This window comes from Streptomyces sp. NPDC127106 (assembly GCF_042677605.1).
Classification (GTDB): domain Bacteria; phylum Actinomycetota; class Actinomycetes; order Streptomycetales; family Streptomycetaceae; genus Streptomyces.
This window is the reverse complement of record NZ_JBHXTC010000018.1, coordinates 108,567-124,586: the sequence shown is the minus strand read 5'-3', so window position 1 is coordinate 124,586 and position 16,020 is coordinate 108,567. Positions and strand designations below refer to the sequence as shown.

The following is a 16,020-nucleotide window of genomic DNA, read 5'->3' as shown; positions in this document are numbered from 1 at the left end:
CCCTACCCCCCCACCCCCCGCGGTGTCGCGGGGTGCCCCCCGTGTGTGTTGTTGTTGGGCCGCCCCCGGGGGGGGGGGGGGCGGTGGGGGCCGCCCCCCCCCACGCCCACATGGCGTGGAAGCTCTGGCTCACGCGGAGGCCTCGTCGCCCTCGCGCATCGGGACGCGCACGCCCTTGGCGTCGGCCACCGACTCGGCGATGTCGTAGCCGGCGTCGACGTGCCGGATGACGCCCATGCCGGGGTCGTTGGTGAGGACGCGGCGGACCTTCTCGCCCGCGAGCGCCGTGCCGTCGGCGACGGTGACCTGGCCGGCGTGGATGGAGCGGCCCATGCCGACGCCGCCGCCGTGGTGGATGGAGACCCAGGAGGCGCCGGAGGCCACGTTGACCATGGCGTTGAGCAGCGGCCAGTCGGCGATGGCGTCGGAGCCGTCGAGCATGGCCTCGGTCTCGCGGTACGGGGAGGCGACGGAGCCGCAGTCGAGGTGGTCGCGGCCGATGGCCAGCGGGGCGGCCAGCTCGCCGGAGGCGACCATGTCGTTGAAGCGCTCGCCGGCCTTGTCGCGCTCGCCGTAGCCGAGCCAGCAGATGCGGGCGGGCAGGCCCTGGAAGTGGACGCGCTCGCCGGCCATCTTGATCCAGCGGTGCAGGGACTCGTTCTCCGGGAAGAGCTCCAGCATCGCCTTGTCGGTCTTGGCGATGTCCGAGGCCTCGCCGGACAGGGCGGCCCAGCGGAAGGGGCCCTTGCCCTCGCAGAACAGCGGGCGGATGTAGGCCGGGACGAAGCCGGGGAAGGCGAACGCGCGGTCGTAGCCGGCCAGCTGGGCCTCGCCGCGGATGGAGTTGCCGTAGTCGAAGACCTCGGCGCCGGCGTCCATGAAGCCGACCATGGCCTCGACGTGCTTGGCCATGGACTCGCGGGAGCGGGTGGTGAAGCCGGCCGGGTCCTTGGCGGCGGCGTCGGCCATGTCCTCGAAGGCGACGCCGACCGGCAGGTAGGACAGCGGGTCGTGGGCCGAGGTCTGGTCGGTGACGATGTCGATCGGGGCGCCCTCGGCGAGCATCTGCGGGAGCAGCTCGGCCGCGTTGCCGAGGAGGCCGATGGACAGCGGCTTGCGCTGGTCGCGGGCCTCGGTGGCGAGCTGGAGGGCGTGGGCGAGGTTGTCGGCCTTCACGTCCAGGTAGCGGTGCTCGATGCGGCGCTCGATGGCGCGCGGGTCGCAGTCGATGCAGATCGCGACGCCGTCGTTCATGGTGACGGCGAGCGGCTGGGCGCCGCCCATGCCGCCGAGGCCGGCGGTGAGGGTGATGGTGCCGGCGAGGGTGCCGCCGAACTTCTTCGCGGCGACGGCGGCGAAGGTCTCGTAGGTGCCCTGGAGGATGCCCTGGGTGCCGATGTAGATCCAGGACCCGGCGGTCATCTGGCCGTACATGGTCAGGCCGAGGTGCTCCAGGCGGCGGAACTCCTCCCAGTTGGCCCAGTCGCCGACCAGGTTGGAGTTGGCGAGGAGGACGCGCGGGGCCCACTCGTGGGTCTGCATGACGCCGACCGGACGGCCGGACTGGACCAGCATGGTCTCGTCCTGCTTGAGGGTGCGCAGGGTGCGGACCATGGCGTCGAAGGAGCGCCAGTCGCGGGCGGCCTTGCCGGTGCCGCCGTAGACGACGAGCTTGTCGGGGTGCTCGGCGACCTCCGGGTCGAGGTTGTTCTGGAGCATCCGGAGGGCGGCTTCCTGCTGCCATCCCAGGGCGCTGAGCTCGGTGCCGCGCGCAGCTCGTACCGGTCGGGGTCCTGACATGGCGTTGCCTCCTGACGAAGTGGCGTGCTGTAGGTAATTCCATTCACATCCTCGCTGCCTGAATAGATCCAGTCAACAGCTGCGGGCGGGCGCGCCGGATGATGGGATGGCGGACATGGCTGCCGACATGCACGCGCAGGGCGCCGCCGAGCGCCGTGACCTGGCCGTACGGGCCGCCGTCGAGCAGGGCCTCGTCGGCGGGTCGGATCCGGCCCCACCGCTGGTCTGCCTGCTGGACACCGCCGGGATCCGGGAGTCCGCCGCCGCCCTCACGGAGGCGTTCGCGGCCGCGCTGCCGCCCGGCACCCCCGTCCTGCACGCCTTCGCGGTCAAGGCCGCGCCGCTGGTGCCGGTGCTGCGGCTGCTCGCCGACGCGGGCCTCGGCTGCGAGGTGGCCAGCCCCGGCGAGCTGGCCCTGGCCCGGGCCGCGGGCGTGCGGGCGGAGCGGACGGTGCTGGACTCCCCCGCCAAGACCACGGCCGAGCTGCGGGAGGCCCTCGCCCTCGGGATCGCCGTCAACGCCGACAACCGGCAGGAGCTGGAGCGGCTCGACGCCCTGGTCGCGGAGCGGCCGGCCGACGGTGCCGTTCCCCCGATCGGCGTAAGGATCAACCCCCAGACGGGTGCGGGCACCATCGACGCGCTGTCCACGGCCACCGCCACCTCGAAGTTCGGGATCGCGCTGCGCGACCCGGGCGCGCGGGAACGGCTCGTACGGGCCTACCTGGACCGCCCTTGGTTGACCCGGCTGCACACCCACTCGGGCTCGCAGGGGGTGCCGCTGCCGCTGATCGCGCAGGGCGTACGGGAACTGCACGGGCTGGCCGAGGAGATCAACGCCGCGGCCGGGCGCCGCCAGGTCGACACCCTCGACATCGGCGGCGGCCTGCCGGTGAACTTCGTCTCGGACGCGCACACCCCGACCTTCGCCGAGTACGTCGGGGTGCTGCGGGAGGCGGTGCCGGCGCTCTTCGACGGGTCGTACGGCCTGGTCACCGAGTTCGGGCGGGCACTGCTGGCCAAGCACGGCCTGGTGCTCGCCCGGGTGGAGTACACCAAGACGACCGGCGCCCGGTCGATCGCCCTCACCCACGCGGGCGTGCAGGTGGCCACCCGTACGGTGTACGCGCCGGCGGCGTGGCCGGTGCGGATCCTGCCGTACGACGCGAAGGGCGCCCCGAAGCCCGAGACGGGCCCGCCCGTCGTCCAGGACATCGCCGGCCCGGCCTGCTTCGCCGGCGACCTGCTGGCCGCGGCCCGGGAGCTGCCGGAGCTGGCCCCGGGGGACCTGGTCGCCGTGCCGGACACCGGCGCGTACTTCTTCACGGCCCACTACGGCTACAACAGCCTGCCGCGGCCGGCGGTGCACGGTTTCACGGTGCGGCCGTCGGGCGGGGTCCGCTTCGCGCTGGCCCGCCCGGCCCAGACCCCGGCGGACATCGTGGCGGAGGCGGGCGGCGCCCAGCGCGACACCCTCCTCTGACCGCTCCCGCGCGGACCGGCGGGGCGCGCTGCACGGCGCCGGGCAGGAATGGTGGTCAGTCGGTGTCGGTGTCGGTGTCGATCTCGGTGTCGGTGTCGACAGCCCGGGCCACGGCCTCGACCGTGACGAGGGTCCTGGTGGACTTTCGTGCGGGGGTGTCCGCGTCGTCCGGGGTGATCGTGTACCAGACGGCGATGTCGCCCTTGCCCGCAGCCGTGATGTAGGACCACGGCACCTGGAACACGATCTCGTCCTTGAAGAGGTCGCTCGCGGTCAGCTCGCACTCGACCTCCGGGTCGACGGTGTTCTCCCCCCAGTACAGGCTGATCTTGTCGCCGGCCTCGTGCTCCTCGTACAGAGGGATCACCGCATTGGGTTCGCTGCCGTAGTCCTCCTGCACGAGTTTGTTCTTGTTCCCCGAGATCGGCCCCCAGATTTCGGCGAGGCTCAGGTCCGGGTCGGGCTCGACCATGGCGGCATCCCGCATCTGCGACACTTCGACTCCTCTGAGTAATCACGAACCGACAACGGGTGATCACTATCTCAGCGGTCGAGTCCCCCGCACCCGCGCATCGCCGTGCTCGCGCCGGGCAACGTTTCGACTGCTCAGTCGAGCCGGCCGACCACGGCCTCGGACGCTCCCGGGCGGTCCGGCCCTAGCCCTGCGTCGGATTGCTCCGCAGCTTGCGCTGTTCCCGGCGGTTGGGGTGGCGGATGACCACTCCTCCCACGCCGCCGGTCCCGGCGAGCCGGATCAGCGGAGTTCCCGGAAGCCGGTCGGGCGTGGTCTCGTCGTTCATCCCGCCCTTGAGCAGCAGCGGCGGGAGGCTCCCGGCGGAACTCGGCTTCGGCAGGTCGGCGGTCAGGGCGCTCAACTCGGCGTGGGTCTTCGCCGTCAGCGCCTGCTCCAAGCGCGAATCCAGCTCGCCGAAGTCGATTCGCCCCTCGGCTGCCGCATCGCGCAGCAGCTCCACCACTGCTTCCCGGTCGTCGTGAGAGGCGCGGAGCCCTCCCGACGGAGCAGGGCGCGGAAAGGACTCCGGGGGCTGGGCAGTCAGGATCCCAACGTAGCCGTCCGGTGGGCCGAGCCGAAGGGAAATCCGCACGGCGAACACCGGTGTGAAGCCCGCCGCCCGCGCCGCTGCTAGGCCACTTCCGTTCCGGCCGTGGTGCGGGTGCAGGGTGGGCAGTTACCGCCGCGGGTGGGGGCGCGGTAGGCCTTGCCGCAGGATTCGCAGCATTGGAGCGGGTGGATCACCCGGTCCGGGCCCGGCGGGCGGATCGCCGGGCCGGCCGGGATCGGGGGCGGGATCAGTTCGCGGAGGCGGTGCGCGAGCAGGCCGTACGGGGAGTGGATCGGGGTGAGGGGGAGGCTGCGGGTCAGGGTGGCGCCGACCGCGCTCGGGGTCAGGCCGCGTTCCAGCCAGGCGGCCACGGCCGGGGCCAGCCGGGTCACGTCCCGCTCCGACAGCACGAGGCGGGGGTCCCGCAGCCGCAGCCGGGCCAGCAGCGAACGCGCCTCTGCATCCGCCTCGGGGGTCGGCGCGGCCTCCGGTGACGGGAGCGGCTCCGGTTCAGGTTCCTCCGGCTGCGGGGCCGGGGGTTCCTCGTCCGGGGGTGTGGGGTGGCCGCCGCCGTCGCCGTCCGGGTCGGGGGGTTCCGGGGGCGGCTCATCGTTCCGCTTCCTCGCCTCTGCCCTGAGCGCCGGGGGGTTGTTGTACGACACCGTGCAGGTCACGACCCGGCCCGACCGCAGTCGCTCCTGGTAGCGGCCCAGGTAGCCGTGCCGCTCCAGCTCGCGCAGGGCCGTGCCGATCCGCACCTCGCCCTCGGGGAAGCGCGCCGCCAGCGCCTTGATGGTCACCAGGGTGCCGGGCGGCAGCGACTGGATGTGCGTGCTCAGCCCGATCGCGGTCAGGCTCAACTCGTCGTGCTGGGCGAGGTGGTTGCCGATCACCACGAACCGGGTGCGGTGGGTGCGGTTGATGTGTCGGATCCCCGACAGGGCGCGCGTGGGCGCGCTAAGCTGCTGGTCAGCCATGAGGAAGATGCTGCTTCCGGTGTGGTCAGGCCCTCGCGGCGGGATGGCAGTCCCATGCGAGGGCCGATTGCGTTTTGGGGGTGGTTCGAGGCTGACTCTGCACCGCGGATCGGCATATGCGCCAGCGAGGTTGGCGCAATTCACCCGACCGGGTGAGAGGGGGAGGGGGGAGGTTGGGAAGGTCATTTCCCCCGGTCTTTTATCCCTAGGCGTCGAGCGTTACCACGGAGCGGCTCACCGGGTCGTGAAAACCTCGATCTGGTGAAAGCGGACCAGTCAGGTCCAATTCCGCCCACACCGTTTTCAGGGGTGCGGGGCCGTGATCCGTTCCCCAGCGAGCCGCCAGATTCGACACCAGGACGAGCCCCCGCCCCGACTCGTCTTCGGGTGACGGGAGTTTGGCTACGGTGGGCGGTCCGGCCTCGGCGCGGGTGTCCGACACCTCGATACGGAGCGTAGGTCCGGGGTTGATGTACAGCCGCAGCCGGAAGCGCCGCCCCGGGACCCTCCCGTGCGTGACCGCGTTCGCGGCGAGCTCGGCGACCACCTGCGCTGCCTCGGTGAACGGAAGCCGATGTTCCGTTAGTTGGTGCACCGTGAGTGCGCGAGCTGCACGAGCGCCGCGCGGGGTTGCGGGGAGGGTGGCGTCGAGGGAGATTTCCTGATTCACGTGACTCAGCGTGGCCATCCGTGCGTAACCTGAACAGAGTCGAGGACGCTGTGTACAGCGGTTGTCCAGGGCTGTCCCGTGCTGTCCTCCCGGTCAAAATCGGAGGTGGAAGTGAACGCAGACGGTGCCGACGAATCGAGCTGGGAACTCGATCCGGAGGACGAATCCGGGGCGGTAATCGCCACGGTGGGACGCCAGTTGAAAATGTGGCGCGAGGCGGCGGGTCTCGATGCGGCTCAGTTCGGCAAGAGGATGGGTTACGGCCCGAACCTGATCTACAAGATCGAACGCGGTACCCGCATTCCCCGCCCCGAGTTCCTCGACAAAGCGGATGAGGTGTTGGAGGCAGGTGGGAAGATCGCGGCGATGAAGGTCGACGTCGAAAAGGCCCGCTACCCGAAGAAGGTGCGCGATCTGGCCAAGTTGGAGGCCCAGGCGATTGAGCTAGGTGCCTACGCGGCCATCGTCGCGCATGGTCTGTTGCAGACGGAGGAGTACGCCCGCGCCCTCTACGCGCTACGCCGTCCTGCCTATACGGAGGATCAGGTTGAGCGTCTGGTCTCCGCAAGGATGGACCGCCAGGGCGTTCTCCGCCAACATGCGGCGCCCCTGCTCACCGTGGTGCAAGAGGAGGCGGTGCTTCGGCGGCCCATCGGGGGCAAGATGGTGTTGCGCCGCCAACTGGAACACCTGTTGGAGATCGGGCAGCTGCGGCACGTCGAGATCCAGGTCATGCCAACCGACGTAGAGGAGCACGCGGGCCTGGCGGGTTCGCTCCAGCTGATGCGTCTGAAGGATGGAACGACGATGGGGCACAACGAGGTTCAGCAGGTCAGTCGCCTGATCACTGACCCGAAAGAGGTCCAGATCCTGGACATGCGCTATGGCATGATCCGAGCGCAGGCTCTTACGCCTCGGGAGTCACTGGGGTTCATCGAGAAGGTACTGGGGGAGACATGAGCATCAAGCCGTCGGCCGAGGGCCTCTCCGGGCTGACGTGGGTCAAGAGCAGCTACAGCACGAACGACGGCCCCGAGTGTGTCGAGGTTGCCTGGACCAAGAGTAGTCACAGCACTGCAGACGGCCCCGATTGCGTCGAAGTCGCCCACCTGCCCGGCACGATCCTCGTCCGTGACTCCAAGGTCCCCGACGGCGGACGACTCGCGCTGACGCCCGCCGCCTGGGCCGGATTCGTGGCCGCCGCCGGTGCCTAGAGCATGGCTCGACCGGTGGAGCGTGAGGGCGGCCGCCGGGGCCGTGCTCCGGCTGCGGCGGCCGGGTCCGGTGGCCTGGAGGACCATCGTCGAGGCCGCCTGCGGTGACGCGGAGGACTACTGGAAGGCCCGGGACGTGCTCGTCCAGGCCGGCCGGGCGGTGGTTCCGCACGCCGACCGGATCGTGGCTCGGCTCGACGAGCTGGTCCGCGACCCCCACGACCACCTGATAGGCCAGCTGGCGTTTCCCCTCGCCAGCGTGGGCGACGTACGGGTGATGCCCGCGCTGCACCGCCTCGCGGTGCGTGAACGGCTCTGGCGGGAGGGGAGCAGCGCGCTCGCGGCGCTGCCCGCGGCCGAGCTGCTGCCCCTGCTGCGGCGCGAGCTGGGGGTGGATCCGTCCGGCGGGGGGAACGCCTGCGCCCTCGGCGTCCTCGCCGCCTGGGGGCCCGAGGCGGCCCCCGCGCTGCCCGAGGTGATGCCGTGCCTCGACGGGCCGTACGCGTACGACGCCGCCCGCGCCCTCGGCCGGATCGGGCCCGCGGCAGCAGCCGCCGCGGACCGGCTGGCCGAGTACGCCACCGGGGCGGGCCGACCGCCCGGCCCGTACGGGCCCGACCCCCGGGGCCCGTGGCACGGGGTGCGGATGGCCGCCTGGGCGCACTCACGCGTGACCGGCGACGACTCCCTCGCCCTCCGTATCTACGCGGCCGACCTGGCCTCCGGCCTCGGCAGCCGCGTCCTGCCCTACCTGGCCGACTTCGGCCCGGCAGCCGCCCGGCACACCGATGCGGTGCGTGCGCTCATGGACTCGCCCGGCGCCTGGGCCCGCGTGGACGCCGCCCACGCCTGGTGGCGGATCACCGGTGACCCGGAGCCGGCGGTGCCGGTGCTGCTGGCGGCCGTGGATCCGGAGTGGGACGGGCACGTCGCGTATCCGACGCCGCGGGCGGTTCGGCACCTCGGCGAGATCGGCGGCCCGGCCGCCGCCGCACGGCCCGTACTGACCCGGCTGCTGGAACGCGAGACGCGGCTCGGCTACGCCTGGCAATCCAGGCGGATCCTCGCAGACGACGCCTTCACCCGCACCGTCACCGAGGCCCTGGCCGGCATCGGGTCCCGCATCCCGGCCTGACCGCCGACCGGGGCCGACCAGCCGGCCGCATCAGCACATGAACCCGTGGGGACCTGAAGGAGCTCCACGAGCACCCACACTGGCTGCGTAGGTGAGAACGGAGAACGGGGGGCGGTGAGAACTGACACTGCTCCGCTCTGGGTGTCGGGAGTGTCAGTGGCTGCTGGGAGCATCGGTTCATGACTGACCGTGCTGCTCTGATCACTGCATATTGGGATGCCGCTGCGGCGGCCTTCGATGACGAGCCTGACCACGGCCTGCGGGCTGACGACACACGTGCTGCCTGGGCTCGGCTCCTGCGTTCCTGGATGCCAGCTGATCCAGTTGATGTGCTCGACATCAGTTGCGGCACCGGATCGATGTCCTCGCTGTTGGCTGAGGCCGGACATCGGGTAACAGGAGTGGACCTGGCTCCGCGCATGGTGGAGCAGGCGCGTGCGAAGTTCAGCACCGCTGGCCTCGAAGGCCGTTTCCTGGTGGGCGACGCCATGATGCCCCCGACGGGGGAACAGCGTTTCGGCGCCGTGCTGTCGCGGCATCTGGTGTGGACGCTGCCTGATCCGGAGGCCGCGTTGCGTGAGTGGGTGTCCCGCCTGAGTCCGGGAGGGCGGCTCGTGCTGGTCGAAGGGCGATGGAGGGAGGCAGGCCAGAGCGGTGTGCCGTATGTGGCCGGCGCCGAATCGCTGCCGTGGAATGGCGGCATCAGCGCCAGGGACCTAGCAGCAGCGGTGCGTTGCTTTGTTTCCGGCCTGCGCGTTGAGCCTCTCAGCGGTAACCCGAACCTTTGGGGTGGCCCGGTGGACGATGAGCGCTATGCCCTGATCGCCGACGTGTGACGTGCAGACCAGCCTTCGCATCACGGCGGATCGACAGCGGCCGGTCTCGGATCCCGGGATAACCGCTGGCCGGCGGCGGTGGGCGCTGTTTGGATGCGGGGATGACGAACGAACTGCCCGACGGCTACGAGATTTCCACCGACCCCGCCCGGCTCGATGTCGGCCTGACCCACCGCTGGCTGTCCGAGGACGCGTACTGGGCCATCGGCCGCAGCCGGCAGAAGCACGAGGACGCCATCGCGAGCTCCGTGAACTTCGGCGTCTACGACCAGGCCTCCGGGGCGCAGCTCGCGTACGCCCGCGTCGTCACCGACCGGGCCACCTTCGCCTGGCTGTGCGACGTCTACGTCGACCCCGCAGCCCGCGGCAAGGGGCTCGGCGGGGCGCTCGTCGAGGCGGTCAAGGAGCACCTGGAGCCGTACGGGATCCGGCGGATCCTGCTCGCCACCGCCGACGCGCACGGGGTCTACGCCCGCTACGGCTTCACCCCGCTCGACACGCCGGAGAAGTGGATGGCGTTCGGCGAGCAGTAGGGCCGCCCCGGTCACAGCCCACCCCGGCCCCCGCGCGAAGGGAGTGCCGTGCGGGCCGTGAGGGCCGTGGTCGTCAGTGCAGGTCGGCCTGGAAGCCGTGGCGGTGGTCGGTCGGGCAGGTGAAGATCCGCAGGTCGCCGTAGCGGCCGACGACCACGCCCGTCTCGGCGTCGCTGGCCGCCGTGAACAGGAGCGTCATGGCCGTGCCGCAGTCGGCGCACTCGAACACCGTGGGGTGGTTCAGGTGCCAGGTCGGCCAGCCGCCCAGCTTCCAGCCGGCGAGGCGGGTGATGACGTCACGGCCTTCCTCACCGGTCGAGCGGACCAGCTCCGCGAGCCGCGGGCGGAGCTCCTCGGGCAGCTCTTCCCGGTGGGGGAAGTCGGTGACGTGTTCGGCGGTGACGGTGCAGGCCCGTGGCAGGTAGCCGTCCTCGTCGTACCGCGTCGGCGCCGGCGGGGTCGCCAGCCGGCTCGTCACGTCGGCGGCACGCCGCCACCGCAGCTCGACGACGGGGGCGGCGTCGGCCTGGTGGGCCGGCGGGTCCCCGTGCTCGTTGGGGCACCACAGGACCTGGAGGAGGTCGGTGCCGTCGGGCCACCAGGGGCCCGGGACGTCGCGCCGGAAGATCTGGGCGACCGGCACCATGGGAGCGGCGGGCCCGCCGTCGGGGCCGCCGGTCTCGTCGGGCAGCGAGCACCCGGGCCACGGTTCGTCGGCCGGCCACAGCAGCGGGCCGCCGACGGAGCTGTCCCCGTGGTCGGGCTCCCCGCGCTCGGGGTCGAGCCGCACCGCGTCCCGTGCGTACGGGGCGAGCTCGGGCAGCGCAGCGAGTATCACCTCGGCCGATGGTCTGGGGGTGTGCGGCATCGTGCCTTCCGGGCTGGCGCGGGGTGGAGGAGGTCAGCCCCGCGGGCTCGAAGTGCGGAACCGGTTCAGCAGAGCAGCAGTCGCCGGATGCGGGCCCGTGTGGACCGGGTGGCGGGGGAGCCGGTGCGGCATGTCGCCGTACCAGGAGCGGGACACCGTGTACCCGAACGCGAGGCACAGCATGCCGCCGGCCGCGTCCAGCCAGAAGTGGTTCGCGGTCGCCACGATGACGACGAGCGTGGCCGTCGGGTAGAGCAGGCCCAGGATCCGCGCCCACGGCACCGCCGCCACCGCGTAGATCGTCAAGCCGCACCAGAGCGACCAGCCGATGTGCATGGACGGCATGGCGGCGTACTGGTTCGACATGTTCTTGAGGTTGCCCGAGGCCATGGAGCCCCAGGTGTGGTGGACCAGCACCGTGTCGATGAAGTCCTCGGTCTCCATCAGCCGCGGCGGCGCGAGCGGGAAGAAGTAGTAGCCGACCAGCGCCACGCCCGTGGTGGCGAAGAGGACGAGGCGGGCGGCGGCGTACCGCCCCGGATGGACGCGGTAGATCCAGGCGAGCACGCCGAGGGTCACCACGAAGTGGAGCGTGGCGTAGTAGTAGTTCATGCCGACGATCAGCCACGTCACCGAGTTCACGGTGTGGTTGACGGTCTTCTCCACCGCGATGCCGAGGGTGTGCTCGATCTGCCACAGCCAGTCGGCGTTCGCCAGGGCGATCGCCTTCTGCTCGGGCACGGCGTTGCGGATGAGCGAGTACGTCCAGTAGCTGACCGCGATGAGCAGGATCTCGAACCAGATCCGGGGCCGGCGCGGGGCCCGCAGGCGGGTGAGCAGGGTGTGCTGGTGTTCCGGCCGGGCCTCGTCGTCGACCACGGCGGGTGACGAGACGTCCGTCCGGGTTTCCAGTGTCTTCACGCTCGCTTCACCCATGGGACGAGAGTCTGCCAGATGCCTTCCTGCCTTCGATCATCCCTCGGGACCGTCTCGCCCGCAGCGGATCCGACCCGGGTAGGACACGCCCCGGTCACGCCCCGGCCACGGCCCCCGCAGGGGCCCGCCGGGACGGCGGCTACGAAGGCCCCCGGTGCTGCTCGGGACCGGACGCGGTGGACCCGCGGACCACCAGCTCGGGCAGGAAGACGAACTCGCTGTGCGGAGCCGGCGTACCGCCGATCTCCTCCAGCAGCGTGCGTACGGCGGCTTGGCCCATGGCCTGTACGGGCTGCCGGATCGTGGTGAGCGGCGGGTCGGTGAACGCTATGAGCGGCGAGTCGTCGAAGCCGACCACCGAGACGTCCTGCGGCACGCGCCGCCCCTGCTGCCGGGCGGCCCGGATCGCGCCGAGGGCCATCATGTCGCTGGCGCACACGATCGCCGTGCAGCCGCGCGCTATCAGGGCCGTGGCGGCGGCCTGCCCGCCCTCCAGGCTGTAGAGGGAGTGCTGGATGAGTTCTTCGACGGCGGCCTCGTCCAGGCCGAGGCGCTCCTTCATGCCCAGCCGGAAGCCCTCGATCTTGCGCAGGACGGGGACGAAGCGCTTCGGGCCGACCGCCAGCCCGATCCGGGTGTGGCCGAGCGCGGTCAGGTGGGTCACCGCGAGCTGCATCGCCGCCCGGTCGTCGGGGGAGACGAAGGGGGCCTGCACCTTGTCGGAAAAGCCGTTGATGAGGACAAAGGGGACGCCCTTGGCCCGCAGTTGTTCGTACCGGCCCATGTCGGCGGTCGTGTCGGCGTGCAGGCCGGAGACGAAGATGATTCCGGAGACCCCGCGGTCGACGAGCATCTCGGTCAGCTCGTCCTCGGTGGACCCGCCGGGCGTCTGTGTCGCCAGCACCGGCGTGTACCCCTGGCGGGTCAGCGCCTGGCCGATGACCTGGGCGAGCGCCGGGAAGATGGGGTTGTCCAGCTCGGGGGTGATCAGCCCGACCAGGCCCGCGCTGCGCTGGCGCAGCTTCACCGGGCGCTCGTAGCCGAGCACGTCGAGCGCGGCCAGCACGGATTCGCGGGTGCCTGCGGCCACGCCGGGCTTGCCGTTGAGCACGCGGCTGACTGTGGCTTCGCTGACCCCCGCCTGGGCTGCGATGTCGGCAAGCCGTGCGGTCACAGGATTGGACTGTACCGGTCGCGGGCTACGAAACCCACCAGGTGCACGAATCCGGGGGAAGACGGACGGTCCGCCCGTCCGTCTCGACCGGCGCGCTGGAGAGGACCGGACGGCCCGGCGAGGGCATTTCGAGCGGCTCGGTCCGGCTGTTGAGGGTGCAGACGAAGCCGGGGCGGGAGAAGAGCAGCACCCCCTCGGGGGCCGGCTGCCAGGTCAGCGGGCCGGCGTCGGGCGAGCCGAGGCCCGGCAGGGCCCGGCGCAACTCCAGGGCGGCCCGGTACAGCTCCAGGGTGGAGTGCGGATCGCCGGTCTGCGCGGCCACGGTCAGGGAGCCCCAGCCGCGGGGTTGCGGCAGCCAGCTCCGGGCGGACGGGCCGAAGTCGAATGGCGGCTCCTCGCCGGACCAGGGCAGCGGGATCCGGCAGCCGTCGCGCAGCCCGTCCTGCCCGGCGGTGCGGCGGAAGGCGGGATCCTGGCGGACCTCGTCGGGCAGGTCGGTGACCTCGGGGAGGCCGAGCTCCTCGCCCTGGTAGAGGTACGCCGACCCGGGCAGCGCCAGCATCAGCAGGGCGGCGGCCCGCGCCCGGGCCAGGCCGCGCGGGCCGTCGCCGTTGCCGTAGCGGGTGACGTGGCGTACGACGTCGTGGTTGGACAGCACCCAGGTGGTCGGGGCGCCGACGGCGGTGGTCGCGGCGAGCGACTCCTCGATCACCGTGCGCATCGTCGGGGCGTCCCAGGGGCAGTTCAGGAACCGGAAGTTGAACGCCTGGTGCAGCTCGTCGGGGCGGACGTACAGGGCGAGCCGCTCGGAGGTCGGCGCCCAGGCCTCGGCGACTCCGATGCGCGGGCCCTCGTAGGAGTCGAGGAGCCGGCGCCAGGAGCGGTGGATCTCGTGGACGCCGTCCTGGTCGAAGAAGGGGAGCGGCTCGGTGCCGATCAGGGTGGCCTGGGCGCCGCGGCCGATGTCGGGCAGGCCGGGGGCCTTGACCATGCCGTGGGCGACGTCGATGCGGAAGCCGTCCACGCCGAGGTCGAGCCAGAACCGCAGGACGGAGGAGAACTCCTCCGCGACCTCGGGGTGCTCCCAGTTCAGGTCGGGCTGCTGGGGGGCGAACAGGTGCAGGTACCAGTCGCCGTCCGGGGTGCGGGTCCAGGCGGGGCCGCCGAAGACGGACTCCCAGTCGTTCGGGGGTTCGGAGCCGTCCGTGCCGCGGCCGGGGCGGAAGTGGTAGCGGGCTCGGCCCGGGCCCGTCGGGCCGGCGGCGAGGGCCTCGCGGAACCAGGGGTGCAGGTCGGAGGTGTGGTTGGGGACGACGTCGACGATGACGCGCAGGCCCAGGGCGTGGGCGGCGCGGACCAGGTCGTCGGCGTCGGCGAGGTCGCCGAAGAGGGGGTCGACGGCCCGGTAGTCGGCGACGTCGTAGCCGCCGTCGGCCTGCGGGGAGACGTAGAAGGGCGTCAGCCACACGGCGTCGACGCCGAGCCGGGCCAGGTGCGGCAGGCGGGACCGCACCCCGCGCAGGTCGCCGATGCCGTCGCCGTCGCTGTCCGCGAAGGAGCGGACGTACACCTGGTAGATGACGGCATCGCGCCACCAGTCGACGTGGTGGTCGGCTGCGCTTTCAGTGGTCTTGCTGGAAGCGCTTGCAAGCCCGGGGGCGGTCAGCTCATGGGTCATATCGGTGTCAACGCGGCCACATGCCCCCTGGTTGCGGCCTGCTTGCAGGGCTGATGACCCGACGGGAGTTCGAACGACCAGCAAGCAGCGGCAACCTTCAGGACACGCGGTTGTAACGATCGGCCCCGCTTGCAGAAAGTTGCCGCAATCTCTTTCGGACGGCTTTCAGGCTTGTTACGTTCCCTGCAACTCGGGACCGCGAGGGAGCGGCCGGGATCATCGAAGGAGTTCATATGCGGCGTGGCATAGCGGCCACCGCGCTGGTCGCGACCCTGGCGCTCGCGGCGACGGCTTGCGGCGGTGACACCAAGGACGACAGCGGTACCCAGGCCGGTGGGGAGCTCTCCGGCACGGTCACGTGGTGGGACACCTCCAACGATGCCGAGAAGGCCAGCTTCCAGAAGATCGCCGAGGCGTTCACCGCGAAGCACCCGAAGGTGACCGTCAAGTACGTCAACGTCCCGTACGGCGACGCGCAGAACAAGGTCAAGAACGCCTTCAGCAGCGGCTCCGAGGCCCCCGACGTGATCCGTGCCGACGTCGGCTGGGTCGCCGACTTCGCCTCGCTCGGCTACCTGGACCAGGTCCCGGCCGACACCGTGAAGAAGGTCGACGCCGAGTTCCTGCCGCAGGCCGCGGCCAGCGGCAAGTACGAGGGCAAGACCTACGCCGTCCCGCAGGTCATCGACACCCTCGGCCTCTTCTACAACAAGAAGATGCTCGCCGACGCCGGCGTCCAGCCCCCCAAGTCCCTGGAGGAGCTGAAGACCGCCGCCGCCGCGATCAAGGCGAAGACCGGCAAGGCCGGCCTGTACCTCCGCGGCGACGACTCCTACTGGTTCCTCCCGCTGATCTACGGCGAGGGCGGCGACCTCGTCGACGCGAAGAACAAGGCCGTCACGGTCGACAACGAGGCCGGTGTCAAGGCGTTCAAGACCGCCCGCGACCTCGTCGCCTCCGGTGCAGCCGTCACCAACTCCACCGACGGCTACCAGAACATGCAGACCGCCTTCAAGACCGGCCAGGTCGCGATGATGATCAACGGCCCCTGGGCGATCAAGGACACCTACGCCGGCGAGCAGTTCACGGACAAGGCCAACCTGGGCATCGCCCCGGTCCCGGCCGGCTCGGTCAAGGCGGGTGGCCCGCAGGGCGGCCACGACCTCGCCGTCTACGCCGGGTCGAAGAACCGCGCCGCCGCGCACGCCTTCGTCGAGTACATGACCTCGCAGGAGATCCAGGTCCAGTCCGCCAAGGAGCTCAGCCTGCTCCCGACCCGGACCGCCGCCTACGAGCAGGCCGACGTCAAGTCCAACGAGATGGTCCAGTTCTTCAAGCCGGCCGTGGACAAGGCCGTCGAGCGCGCCTGGATCCCGGAGAACGGCTCCCTCTTCGAGCCGCTGAAGGTCGAATACACCAAGGCCGTCACCGGGGCCTCGACCCCCGAGGACGCCGCCAAGGCCGCCGGCGCCGAGTTCCGCAAGATCCTCAAGGGCTGGAAGTAACAACGACCATGGCTGCTGACACCAGCCAGTCGGTGGCGACGGGGGGGGGGGGGGGGGGGGACGTGCGGCGCCCCCCCCGCCGGCCCCGGGCGCGCGGGGGGGCGCCCACGCCACCACCCCCCCCCCGCCCCCCGGGGGGGCCGCCGC

General features: G+C 71.5%; 16 protein-coding genes. 7 read left to right on the top strand and 9 right to left on the bottom strand.

Annotated features, from left to right (window positions below; all coding sequences use genetic code 11):
- Positions 1–129 precede the first annotated feature (129 nt).
- Positions 130–1,800 carry a urocanate hydratase gene (gene hutU, locus ACFVGY_RS17855; RefSeq protein ID WP_385677849.1) on the bottom strand — a complete coding sequence of 557 codons (1,671 nt, stop codon included), beginning with the start codon at positions 1,798–1,800 and terminating at the stop codon, positions 130–132.
- A 115-nt stretch (positions 1,801–1,915) separates the two neighbouring features.
- Here hutU and ACFVGY_RS17850 point away from each other — a divergent pair, with 115 nt between their 5' ends.
- Positions 1,916–3,283: a diaminopimelate decarboxylase gene (locus ACFVGY_RS17850; protein ID WP_385677846.1), complete on the top strand. Its 1,368-nt coding sequence runs from the start codon at positions 1,916–1,918 to the stop codon at positions 3,281–3,283.
- 55 nt (positions 3,284–3,338) lie between these two features.
- Here the strand turns inward: ACFVGY_RS17850 and ACFVGY_RS17845 are convergent, their stop codons facing one another.
- From ACFVGY_RS17845 to ACFVGY_RS17830, 4 genes are all read right to left on the bottom strand, one after another.
- Complete coding sequence (locus ACFVGY_RS17845; RefSeq protein WP_385677843.1) at positions 3,339–3,779, bottom strand: hypothetical protein; 441 nt, start codon at positions 3,777–3,779, stop codon at positions 3,339–3,341.
- 160 nt (positions 3,780–3,939) lie between these two features.
- On the bottom strand, positions 3,940–4,341 hold the full coding sequence (locus ACFVGY_RS17840) for a DUF1707 domain-containing protein (RefSeq protein WP_385677882.1): 402 nt from the start codon (positions 4,339–4,341) through the stop codon (positions 3,940–3,942).
- 86 nt (positions 4,342–4,427) lie between these two features.
- Positions 4,428–5,324, bottom strand: a complete 897-nt coding sequence (locus ACFVGY_RS17835) for a helix-turn-helix domain-containing protein (protein ID WP_385677840.1) — start codon at positions 5,322–5,324, stop codon at positions 4,428–4,430.
- 205 nt (positions 5,325–5,529) lie between these two features.
- The gene (locus tag ACFVGY_RS17830; protein ID WP_385677837.1) at positions 5,530–5,994 is read right to left on the bottom strand and encodes an ATP-binding protein; all 465 of its coding nucleotides are present in this window, start codon (positions 5,992–5,994) and stop codon (positions 5,530–5,532) included.
- Positions 5,995–6,105: 111 nt separating this feature from the next.
- Here ACFVGY_RS17830 and ACFVGY_RS17825 point away from each other — a divergent pair, with 111 nt between their 5' ends.
- The 5 genes from ACFVGY_RS17825 (at position 6,106) to ACFVGY_RS17805 (ending at position 9,712) form a co-directional block, all read left to right on the top strand.
- Positions 6,106–6,954: a helix-turn-helix domain-containing protein gene (locus tag ACFVGY_RS17825; RefSeq protein WP_385677879.1), complete on the top strand. Its 849-nt coding sequence runs from the start codon at positions 6,106–6,108 to the stop codon at positions 6,952–6,954.
- Entirely contained in the window at positions 6,951–7,208 is a 258-nt protein-coding gene (locus ACFVGY_RS17820) for a DUF397 domain-containing protein (protein ID WP_385677833.1), read from the top strand. Before ACFVGY_RS17825 ends, ACFVGY_RS17820 begins: the two co-directional genes overlap by 4 nt.
- Before the next feature lie 22 nt (positions 7,209–7,230).
- Positions 7,231–8,343, top strand: a complete 1,113-nt coding sequence (locus ACFVGY_RS17815; protein ID WP_385677830.1) for a hypothetical protein — start codon at positions 7,231–7,233, stop codon at positions 8,341–8,343.
- A 179-nt stretch (positions 8,344–8,522) separates the two neighbouring features.
- Positions 8,523–9,179, top strand: a complete 657-nt coding sequence (locus ACFVGY_RS17810) for a class I SAM-dependent methyltransferase (protein WP_385677827.1) — start codon at positions 8,523–8,525, stop codon at positions 9,177–9,179.
- A gap of 101 nt (positions 9,180–9,280) precedes the next feature.
- Positions 9,281–9,712 (top strand): GNAT family N-acetyltransferase, encoded by a 432-nt coding sequence (locus ACFVGY_RS17805; protein ID WP_385677824.1) that lies wholly within the window; start codon positions 9,281–9,283, stop codon positions 9,710–9,712.
- A gap of 73 nt (positions 9,713–9,785) precedes the next feature.
- On the opposite strand, the gene ACFVGY_RS17800 is transcribed toward ACFVGY_RS17805, so the two are convergent.
- From ACFVGY_RS17800 to ACFVGY_RS17785, 4 genes are all read right to left on the bottom strand, one after another.
- On the bottom strand, positions 9,786–10,550 hold the full coding sequence (locus ACFVGY_RS17800) for a hypothetical protein (RefSeq protein ID WP_385677821.1): 765 nt from the start codon (positions 10,548–10,550) through the stop codon (positions 9,786–9,788).
- A gap of 63 nt (positions 10,551–10,613) precedes the next feature.
- Positions 10,614–11,516, bottom strand: coding sequence for a phosphatase PAP2 family protein (locus tag ACFVGY_RS17795; protein WP_385677818.1), 903 nt, complete (start codon positions 11,514–11,516; stop codon positions 10,614–10,616).
- A 139-nt stretch (positions 11,517–11,655) separates the two neighbouring features.
- Positions 11,656–12,690 (bottom strand): LacI family DNA-binding transcriptional regulator, encoded by a 1,035-nt coding sequence (locus ACFVGY_RS17790; protein ID WP_385677816.1) that lies wholly within the window; start codon positions 12,688–12,690, stop codon positions 11,656–11,658.
- Positions 12,691–12,715: 25 nt separating this feature from the next.
- Entirely contained in the window at positions 12,716–14,368 is a 1,653-nt protein-coding gene (locus tag ACFVGY_RS17785; protein ID WP_385677813.1) for a glycoside hydrolase family 13 protein, read from the bottom strand.
- 233 nt (positions 14,369–14,601) lie between these two features.
- Here ACFVGY_RS17785 and ACFVGY_RS17780 point away from each other — a divergent pair, with 233 nt between their 5' ends.
- Entirely contained in the window at positions 14,602–15,873 is a 1,272-nt protein-coding gene (locus tag ACFVGY_RS17780; RefSeq protein WP_385677810.1) for an extracellular solute-binding protein, read from the top strand.
- The last annotated feature ends 147 nt before the right edge of the window (positions 15,874–16,020 follow it).

Excerpts from the sequence above, each read along its gene's own strand:
- ACFVGY_RS17850 (WP_385677846.1), top strand. The coding sequence starts at position 1,916 with ATGGCTGCCGACATGCACGCGCAGGGCGCCGCCGAGCGCCGTGACCTG.
- ACFVGY_RS17810 (WP_385677827.1), top strand. The coding sequence starts at position 8,523 with ATGACTGACCGTGCTGCTCTGATCACTGCATATTGGGATGCCGCTGCG.
- ACFVGY_RS17835 (WP_385677840.1), bottom strand. The coding sequence starts at position 5,324 with ATGGCTGACCAGCAGCTTAGCGCGCCCACGCGCGCCCTGTCGGGGATC.
- ACFVGY_RS17795 (WP_385677818.1), bottom strand. The coding sequence starts at position 11,516 with ATGGGTGAAGCGAGCGTGAAGACACTGGAAACCCGGACGGACGTCTCG.
- ACFVGY_RS17785 (WP_385677813.1), bottom strand. The coding sequence starts at position 14,368 with ATGACCCATGAGCTGACCGCCCCCGGGCTTGCAAGCGCTTCCAGCAAG.
- hutU (WP_385677849.1), bottom strand. The coding sequence starts at position 1,800 with ATGTCAGGACCCCGACCGGTACGAGCTGCGCGCGGCACCGAGCTCAGC.
- ACFVGY_RS17820 (WP_385677833.1), top strand. The coding sequence starts at position 6,951 with ATGAGCATCAAGCCGTCGGCCGAGGGCCTCTCCGGGCTGACGTGGGTC.
- ACFVGY_RS17805 (WP_385677824.1), top strand. The coding sequence starts at position 9,281 with ATGACGAACGAACTGCCCGACGGCTACGAGATTTCCACCGACCCCGCC.
- ACFVGY_RS17780 (WP_385677810.1), top strand. The coding sequence starts at position 14,602 with ATGCGGCGTGGCATAGCGGCCACCGCGCTGGTCGCGACCCTGGCGCTC.